Origin of the sequence: Helicobacter bizzozeronii (genome assembly GCF_900196775.1) — a bacterium.
Lineage (GTDB): Bacteria > Campylobacterota > Campylobacteria > Campylobacterales > Helicobacteraceae > Helicobacter > Helicobacter bizzozeronii.
Genome location: NZ_FZLB01000049.1, coordinates 1 through 8,390, shown reverse-complemented (window position 1 = coordinate 8,390; position 8,390 = coordinate 1). Strand labels below are relative to the sequence as shown.

The following is an 8,390-nucleotide window of genomic DNA, read 5'->3' as shown; positions in this document are numbered from 1 at the left end:
CGGTGGTGGCTGATGAGGTGCGTAATTTAGCCAGCAAAACCCAAAAATCATTAGCCGAGATCACAGACATGGTGAATTTTGTTACCCAAAATATTGAAAACATGGGCTCTAAGCTCAAAAATATTGCCCTTGAATCTGAGGACATCTCCAAACAAACCGCCAATCTTATCCACGACATTAAGAGCGTGCAAGAGAGCCTATCTGTCTCTAAGCAAACTTCTATTGAGGCGATCACCAGTAACCAACAAATTTGCAACAAGATCAAGGAGATGGCGTGTGTAACCCAAGAATTGGTGGATATGTTTGCCAAAATGAAACAAGAACGACTCAACTTAGAGCACAATATCAAAGAGATGTTAGACAACAACGCCCACCTCAACCAAGAGTTTTTGAAGTTCAAGGTGTAGCCGTAGTATTTTAGACTTTTTGCTAACCTAGATGTGTTTATAAATTTGCTATGATACCCCCCACCAAATCCTTAAAGGCTAAAAAATGAATGACACCATTACATGCCCTCATTGTGCGCATGCTATCAATATCAAAGAAGTTTTGTCCAAACAGGCGCAACAAGAGTTTTCACAACAGATGGCGCAAGAAAAGCAACGCTTTGAGCAGGAATTAAACCAAAAACGCCAAGAATGGAAAAAGGCTTTTGAGGATCTCAATGCCCAAAAGCACCAGCTAGAAACACAACAAAAGAACATAGAAGCCAAAGAGAAAGCTCTCACCCAACAAATCCAGCAAAGCGTGGAGCAAGCCTTACAGCAAGAACGCACCCAAGCCCAAGCTCAGATCGAACAAGCCCGACAAGAGGAGCGCGAAAAAGCCAGTGCCGAGCTAGAAAAGAAATTAGAGGCGCAATACGAGTTAAAGCTACAACAAAAAGATTTGCAGATAGAGGGCTTGAGAAAAGCCGCTCAAGAGGTGCAAAAAAAGGCTGAGATCACCTCCCAGCAATTACAAGGCGAGGTGCAGGAGTTGGCTATTGAGGCGTATTTGCGTGCCCAATTCCCCCTAGACACCATTAAGGAAGTTAAAAAAGGGCATCGGGGTGGGGATTGTGTGCAAATTGTCAATGACTTTAAATTGCAAGATTGTGGCATCATTTGCTATGAGAGCAAGCGCACAAAGGATTTTAACGAGGCGTGGATTGAGAAATTCAAACAAGATATCCATGAAGTAGGGGCGCATATTGGGATTTTGGTAACAGAGGCGATGCCCAAATCGCCTAAGCCTATGGAGCACGGGGGGCTTTATAAGGGTGTGTATGTCTGCACCTTCCAAGAATTTAAATTGCTGTGTGGGGTTTTACGCCAAGTGATCATCAATCAGGCATGGGCGCAAAAAAGCCAAGAAAACAAAAGCGACAAGGTGGGTGAATTATACGACTACTTGATGAGCCCCCAATTTGCCAAAGAAGTGGAAAATGTGTTGCTCACCTTTGAGGAGATGAAACGGGATTTAGAAAAAGAAAAGCAGGCGATGGAACGCATTTGGGCAAAACGGGCTAAACAAATTGAGCGGATCGCCACCATCACGGCGCGCACACGGGGCTCTATTGAGGGGATCGCTGGGAGTGCAATCGCCCCCATTCCATTTTTAGAGTTAGGCACCAATCAGATTGGCATGGAATAGCGGGCATGGGGGTTGATGGGCACAAATCGAGCCCAAAAAAATGGTTAAAATGGATTTTGGTATTTTTGGTGGTGGTGTGGGGGGTGCTAGAGGCTGTGAGAATTATTGCAAACTTAGCCAATCCGGCAGTGCGCGTAAAAGAAGAAATAAGCCCTTTAATGCAAAGTGGGATAGATAGTGCTAGGGAAAAGCGTTATCAAGAAGCTTTGAACATTTTTAAAGAAGGATATAAAAAAGGAGATAACTTTGGAGCGGCATTGATAGGGTTTATGTATTTTCATGGTCAGGGGGTTAAAAAAAATTTATGTGTTGCAAAACAATATTTCCAGCTGGTGCTCAACAAACAAGGATTGCAAAATCAAGATATAGCCACCATCATGGTCAAAGCATATCTTGCTGGTGCGTATATTGGTGGTCTGTGTGTCAAACAGAGTTATGATAAAGCCGAAAAACTTTTAGCAGATGTGCTCAATGCCAATGGGGCACTGGTTGTTGGGCATGGGAAAAATCTACAGGTCGATCTTGATGGGTTAAGGGCAAAAAATTTTGCGCAATATCCATTAAAAAGATATTGGCTTGGCATGGCTATTGGTGTCATGGGGACATATTTAGAAGTTTATCCCAAGTTCAGCAATCCCAAAAGCACTCTTTTGATGGCGCGGTCTTGTTATCAAAAAGCACTGGAGTTTGGATATTCAAGAGCCAAAGTAGATTTAGAGCGCGTGCAAGAAAAACTGCACTAGCCAAACCCAAAGGGCTTTTCACACCACTCCGCCCATGCTGGTAGCAACGCCCCCTAAAACACCATCCAACCCATCCCAATTTTGTAATACCCCTCCAAACCGCTAGGATCGCAACCTATTTTTTCTAAATGCGCTAGGTGGGCATCTAGCTTGCTTTGGAGCTCCTTAGCTTGTTTGCCCTTGCACTGGGGGATTTGCACTTTTAAAAGCTGAAGCAACATCGCCAACGCCCCATAGTGGCGTTGTTGCTCCCAAAAGGGGGTGAGCAATTCTAGCAACTCTTGAGCCTTGTTAAAATCCTTATCGCCTTGCCTTAAAAACCTTTTGGCTAATGCCACAGCGCACAGAGCCGAGCCCGCCTTTGCGCCCTGCTCTAAACTCTCTTGGCATTTTTGGGCGTAAAACTCTTTGCCATCATCCTCCGGGTTTTCAGGGGCTAGCCCCTCTAAATAATCCTCCTCGCCCCCATAAATCTCGCCATCAAATTCATCATTGCCCACATCTTCGATGACAACGGAGCGCACCATTTGTAAGCTCGCATAAAAGCCCGACCTATCGTGTATGCCCTCAGCCCCCAAGAAATAATACCCATCCACAAACCCCGCTTGTATGGCTTGCTGGATATTTTGATAAGAGCGATTAGCATGGTAACGCAACAGGTTTTTTTGCTCTCTGGCTTTAAGCAGGTGTAAGCCCCAAATACAAGAGTCATAAGCCCCTGCTGCCATGCGCGCAAACCCCTCCCACGCATACATAGACGCATCATCATTGCCCTGAGCGTGTATTGTCTCTAAAAGGTTTGCCAGTTTATCCTGCCCCCACTCTTCATCACAACAACACCACTGCCCCCGCACAAGCCCCTCTCCAAACACCCAAGACCAGCTATATCGGCTCTCATAGTCCTCACCCCTAGCCTCATTAACTGCCATGTAAGAAGCCTTAAACTCTGCAGAGTTGCCTAAAGGGAAAACCTGTTCCAAGCCCTCTTGCACCTCTGCTGGCTTTAGGGGGTGTTGGTAATTAGGGCATTTATCCCCAAAAATTCCAACATCATCCCCATAATACTCACCAAGCTGGCTGGTTAAATACAGACCATAATGCCCTAAAAGCGTGCCCAAATCCCGTGCCTTTAAAAAGCACGCCAGCGCTCCCCCATGAGGATCGGGGGGCACCACCACGCCCTGCAAGCACATCACCCCCAGATACAGCCATGCTAAAGCATCGCCCTTTTCTTTAGCCTCCATGTAGTCCTTAAAGGCTTGCCTGGTGTTTGCGCCATATTCCCATAGGGGTTTGAGCGTGCTAACAGGTTTTTGCTCTTGCTTAACCTCTAGGCTTTCTAAATCTGGGTGTTGCCAAAATGTGGGCGAAAAGTGCGCTTTAACATCTAGCTTGCCCCCAAAGCCCACGCTTTTATCGATGAAGGTAGGCGCAAGGCTAGCCACTTCTTTTGAGTCTCTCTCATACTTAGCTAAGAAGGCGTGCAAGGGGTGATCGGGGGTTTTGGCTAAAAGTTCTTTTTGTCTGCCTAGCGTGTTGGTAAGAGGCACTAAAGCCGTGTTGTAGCCCCGCTCTAATGCTTGTTTAAAACACCCAATCGCCCTATGGTTGGCTTCTAAAAGCGCACTCTGTGCCTTTTTAGGGCTCAAATTAAAGTGTTTGGGTTGTTCTAGCTCAAGCTGGGCTAATTCTAAGGCACAACGCCCACTGCCTAAAGCAATGCCCTCTAAATACGCCTCTTGGGCATTTTCATACGCCTCTTTGTAGTCCTCTTTGGTGGGCTTGCCATAGACCGTTTCAATGGTCTTTAAAATGCTTAAGTGCAAGCGGGCGTTGTAGCCCTGCATGGTGGCACACAAGCCATGGTTAAAGAAATCCTCAAAGAAAGATTCAATGTAGGATTCGCGATAATCAGGGTCGATACCATAATCCTTGTCAATGTGTGCATCTTCGTAGAAATGGTGGTGATAAGCGCACTCCCCTTGCACTTCTTGCAAGGCTAGCCATGCGTCATAATCGGCTCTACTTGGGTCTTTAATGTAGTCATTAAACCCAAACCAATTTTCTGCCTTGCAAGGCTTGAGCGCATTTTTCACAAGCGCATCATTGAGGGTATCCATTTCATGCTCAAACTCTTCAAAGTGCCTTAGCTTTTCTAGCCCCACATACGCTTTAATGTCGCCTAAGATGAGTGCCTTTGAGAGATAATCAAACGCCTCTTTGGCATCTGGCTCACTCACCCCACCAGCCCCCAAGTAGGATAGCCCCAACTCTGCAACAGCACGAATCGAGCCCAACTTAGCCGCCTTTAGCAACAATTCACGCCCATCTACTACAGAGGGCATCACCACCACGCCCTTTAATGTCATTTTACCCAGTTCTAAAAGGGCTTGCGGGTTATCCTTTTGGCTGGATTCCAAATAGTCGCCATAGGCTCTCAAATTATCGCCTTGATAAAACCAAAGGGGTTTAACCAAATCTTTAAAAAAGCCACTGGTTTTAAAACTCTCTAGGGCGGTGTGTAGGTTTGATATTTTAGCCTCTAACTGCCCTAACCCCTCTAACACATTTTGTCTAAACCCCTCTTTGAGGGTTTTTAGAGTGTTCTCTAGGGCTTGGCCTTCTAGATTTGCCTCTTGGTGTTTTTGCTCTTGATAATAGCTCTTCTCTTGGATGCTTAGTTGTGCAGCTAGGGCATCTAGATGGGCACTTAAAGCTGCCAGCTCCTTAGCAGTGGTGGGGTTTAAGAGTTTTAAGAGGTTTTTAAGCTCCTTTTGGGCGTTTTTGTGGGCTTTTTCTACGCTTGCGGTGTCGGGCTCTTCTTCTTGATCCTGGTGGATCGTGGCTTGCAGTGCCTTAACTTCTTGTTGCAAGGTTTTTAAACCCCTCTGCAGGTTTGCCAAATGCACGCATACATCGTTGCGTTCTAATTCTATGGCATGCCTGCTGTCTAAAAATGCGTGGGTTTGTTCTAGGGCTTTTAGGGCATCGCTTTTCTGTGAGGCGCTTAGGTGTTCTAAGCTATCTAATTCCGCCTCTAAAGCACTAAAAATGGCCTCATCTAGGGCAGATTTTTCTCTGCCCGACCACAAATTATAAAAATCACCCCAAACTTTCTTAAGCTGTTGTGTTGTGTTTTTATCCAGGACTTCAAACAAATCACCCACACCTGCCCTCAAAGGTTCCACACAGGAGCGCATGCTCTCTTTAAGCTCAGAGCACAAAGCTTGATCCACCAACCCCTCAGCTTGGAGTTGCTGGTAAGTGGGTTCTAGGTCTAAAAAAGCCTCTGTAATTTCTTGCAAGGCAATTTGCAAAGCAGACTTAAAAGTGTCTAGGGCAACTTGCAAGCTAGGGGTTTCCCCAAAGCTTAAAAAGCACTCCTCTAAGGGCTTTAACACCCCATCCTCTAGGGTTTTTTGAAAAGCCGGGGTGTTGTATTTGTTAGTTTCTCTTGCCTTGATGATGCTTTGCGCTTGGCGCGCTTGTGCCACGCCTAAACTCATATCCACCGCTTGCAACACAGCCTGCGCCTCTAAGATCAAGCCTTTGCAGGCTTCTTCAAAGGGCTTTTTGATCTGCTTTTCTTGCTCCCAAGTGGTGCCTTCTTGGCTTAAAAGGGCGTTGCACTCCTGTAACCTCTCTTGGCATTGGGCGATGCGTTGCTCTAACACCCTTTTAGCTTCTAATACTTTTTCATCGGTGCTTTTAATGCGATTGGCTGCCTCTTGAAACCCTAAGAGTTGTTGTAAACCCTCCCCATCATTGCAAGAAAAGCTCTTGGCATAGGCACCTGTGTATTCACGAACAAGAGAGCGCAACGCCCCCACCCCAGAAACGCATGCTGTGTATAGGAACAATTTTCCTAGGCTAGCATTGAAAGAATACAGGCTTGATTCCAACGCATTCCAAGCCTTTTCAGCCTCCCCATCAATGTTTCTATAGCCAATGCTCTTTTTGCCCTTGGCTTGGCATGCCTCTTTGTAAAGCCGGATAAAAGTGCTGTAAGCCTCTTGGCATGCCAACCTTTTAAGCTCTATAAAATGCCACCACCCCTTAAGCCTCTCTGGCTCTGTAAGTTTTGGAGCCGTGGCGAGCAAATCAGCCACGCCCCTAGAAAAGCCATTGAGCTTGTCTTGAAATCTTTGTTTGTCTTTTTGGTAGGTGTCTAAGTCTGGGGCATGGTATTTTTCAATCCGCCAATCCCAATAACACTTACCTAAAGTTTCTTCAGTGTCCTTATCCTCAATGTTCCATCTGTATAGACTTAAAACCTCTAGGGGTTCATAATCTAAGAGATCATAAAGGACTTGGCGTTTGGCTTTAAAGACTTGCTTTTGCCGTTCTTGTTGGTCCTCAAGGGGTTTATAGCGTGCCCAAAGCCCCTTAAAGGTTTGGAACTGGGCTTTGAGCTCTGCAATGTTTTGGCGTGCTTTGAATGCCTTTAATTCTTGGGTGGATGCCATCGTTGCAGATGGGGAGCTGTTAATATTGCTCGCCTTTAGCATGTTCTCTATGAGGGGTAGGGCTTTTTCTAAATCTGAAACAGAGGGATAATAACCTAAAGCCTCTGCGCCCATTTGGGCGATGTTTTTATCCTCACTGCCTGCTACAAAAGCCTTCAAACTCTTCTTTAAAGGCTCTAAACCCTCATCTAAAGAGTCATAAAGGGTGCGGGTCTCTTTGCTGGTAACAATCCCCTCTTTAACAAGTTCTTGATGGGTCTGCTCGATCTGTGCAAGAGCCACTGGGATTTGGGCGTTATTTTCTTGCAACTCGACTCTAAGCGCATTGAGGGCAGATTGGGGAGCGGGGGCGATCCCTAAGGTTTTAAAATGCTCCTCCAAAGCTTTTAACACTTGCTTTTCTAGGGTTGTTTTAAAGCCCGATTTATCATAACTGCTCATATTGTTTGCCACGCCCCCAATTTGGCGCACCACCCCCACGCCCAAACTTGCATCGCTAGCTTTAAGCAGGGCTTTGGTGTCTGTTTCTAGGGTGCCTATTAATTTTTCAAAGGGTGCTCTAATTTTCTTTTGCTCTTCCCAACCCTTGTCTTTAGCCTGCTCTAAAAGGGCGAGGCATTTGGGCAATTCCTCTTGGCATTGGGCAATTTTTAGCTCCACTGCCTTTTTAGCCTCCAAAACTTTAGCATCTGTGCTCACCACAGCCCCCACAGCCTCTTTAAGTCCTAAAAGCTTTTGTAACCCCTCCTCATCAGTCCAAATCAACACTCTAGGTTCTTCAAACACACTACTACGCCTACAAATCGCCTCCAAAAGATGCACACCCCCTAAGCGATTAGCGCATGCCAAAAGTTGTCTCAAGCCCTTTACTAACAAATGATGAGATTTTTCAAAATCCTCATAAGCCTCCTTAGTTACCTCCTCCATATTCCGGTAAATAAGCTTTTTCACCCCCTTAGCCTTACACTCCTCTTTATAGAGTTTGTAAAACTTCTGCCATGCCTCTAAGCAACACCCCCGCTCCAATTCCACAAAGACAAACCAGCCCTGCAACTTTTCAGCCTGTGAGAGTTGGGGCGTGTCTTTTAAAAAGGGGTCTAAATGCTGGCAAAAGGCACTAAAAGCCGCTTTAAATTTACGCTCTTGCTCTTGGTAGTCCTCTAAAGAAGGGGTCTTGCAACTACCCCCTTCCTTGTTACTATAACTACGCATTTCTTTTTGCACCTCTTGGGCTGTTTGCAAGCCCACATCTTCGGGGGCTAGACGCACACAAAAGGGCAAAATGTCATATTTGCAAGTCTCTAAAAGTTTGTAAAGTGCCTCGTTTTTAGGCTCAAATGCCTTGTTTTGTAAATCCTGCTTGCACTTTAAGGGGGCGTATTGCTCCCAAACCTCTTTTAACGCGCTGTAGTGGGTATTTAAATCTGTGCCCGCCTGTGAGGCACTGCTTGTTTGCAACTGCTTGGCAATTTCTAAAACATCTAACATTCCCCACCCCCCACTAACACACAAGCTTTTAAAGCCACTAAACCAGAGAGAGTTACCC

At 45.8% G+C, this 8,390-nt stretch carries 3 protein-coding genes and 1 pseudogene; 3 read left to right on the top strand and 1 reads right to left on the bottom strand.

Translation table 11 applies throughout. The features are described 5' to 3' along the window. From C5684_RS06235 to C5684_RS06225, 3 genes and pseudogenes are all read left to right on the top strand, one after another. A pseudogene (locus C5684_RS06235) lies at positions 1-407 on the top strand (methyl-accepting chemotaxis protein); the annotation flags it as partial. 85 nt (positions 408-492) lie between these two features. Continuing rightward, positions 493-1,635 carry a DUF2130 domain-containing protein gene (locus C5684_RS06230; protein WP_104639764.1) on the top strand — a complete coding sequence of 381 codons (1,143 nt, stop codon included), beginning with the start codon at positions 493-495 and terminating at the stop codon, positions 1,633-1,635. Positions 1,636-1,640: 5 nt separating this feature from the next. After that, positions 1,641-2,378, top strand: a complete 738-nt coding sequence (locus C5684_RS06225; protein ID WP_104639763.1) for an SEL1-like repeat protein — start codon at positions 1,641-1,643, stop codon at positions 2,376-2,378. A gap of 53 nt (positions 2,379-2,431) precedes the next feature. Here the strand turns inward: C5684_RS06225 and C5684_RS06220 are convergent, their stop codons facing one another. Beyond that, the gene (locus tag C5684_RS06220) at positions 2,432-8,332 is read right to left on the bottom strand and encodes a coiled-coil domain-containing protein (RefSeq protein ID WP_158650203.1); all 5,901 of its coding nucleotides are present in this window, start codon (positions 8,330-8,332) and stop codon (positions 2,432-2,434) included. Positions 8,333-8,390 lie beyond the last annotated feature (58 nt).

Excerpts from the sequence above, each read along its gene's own strand:
- C5684_RS06220 (WP_158650203.1), bottom strand. The coding sequence starts at position 8,332 with ATGTTAGATGTTTTAGAAATTGCCAAGCAGTTGCAAACAAGCAGTGCC.
- C5684_RS06230 (WP_104639764.1), top strand. The coding sequence starts at position 493 with ATGAATGACACCATTACATGCCCTCATTGTGCGCATGCTATCAATATC.
- C5684_RS06225 (WP_104639763.1), top strand. The coding sequence starts at position 1,641 with ATGGGGGTTGATGGGCACAAATCGAGCCCAAAAAAATGGTTAAAATGG.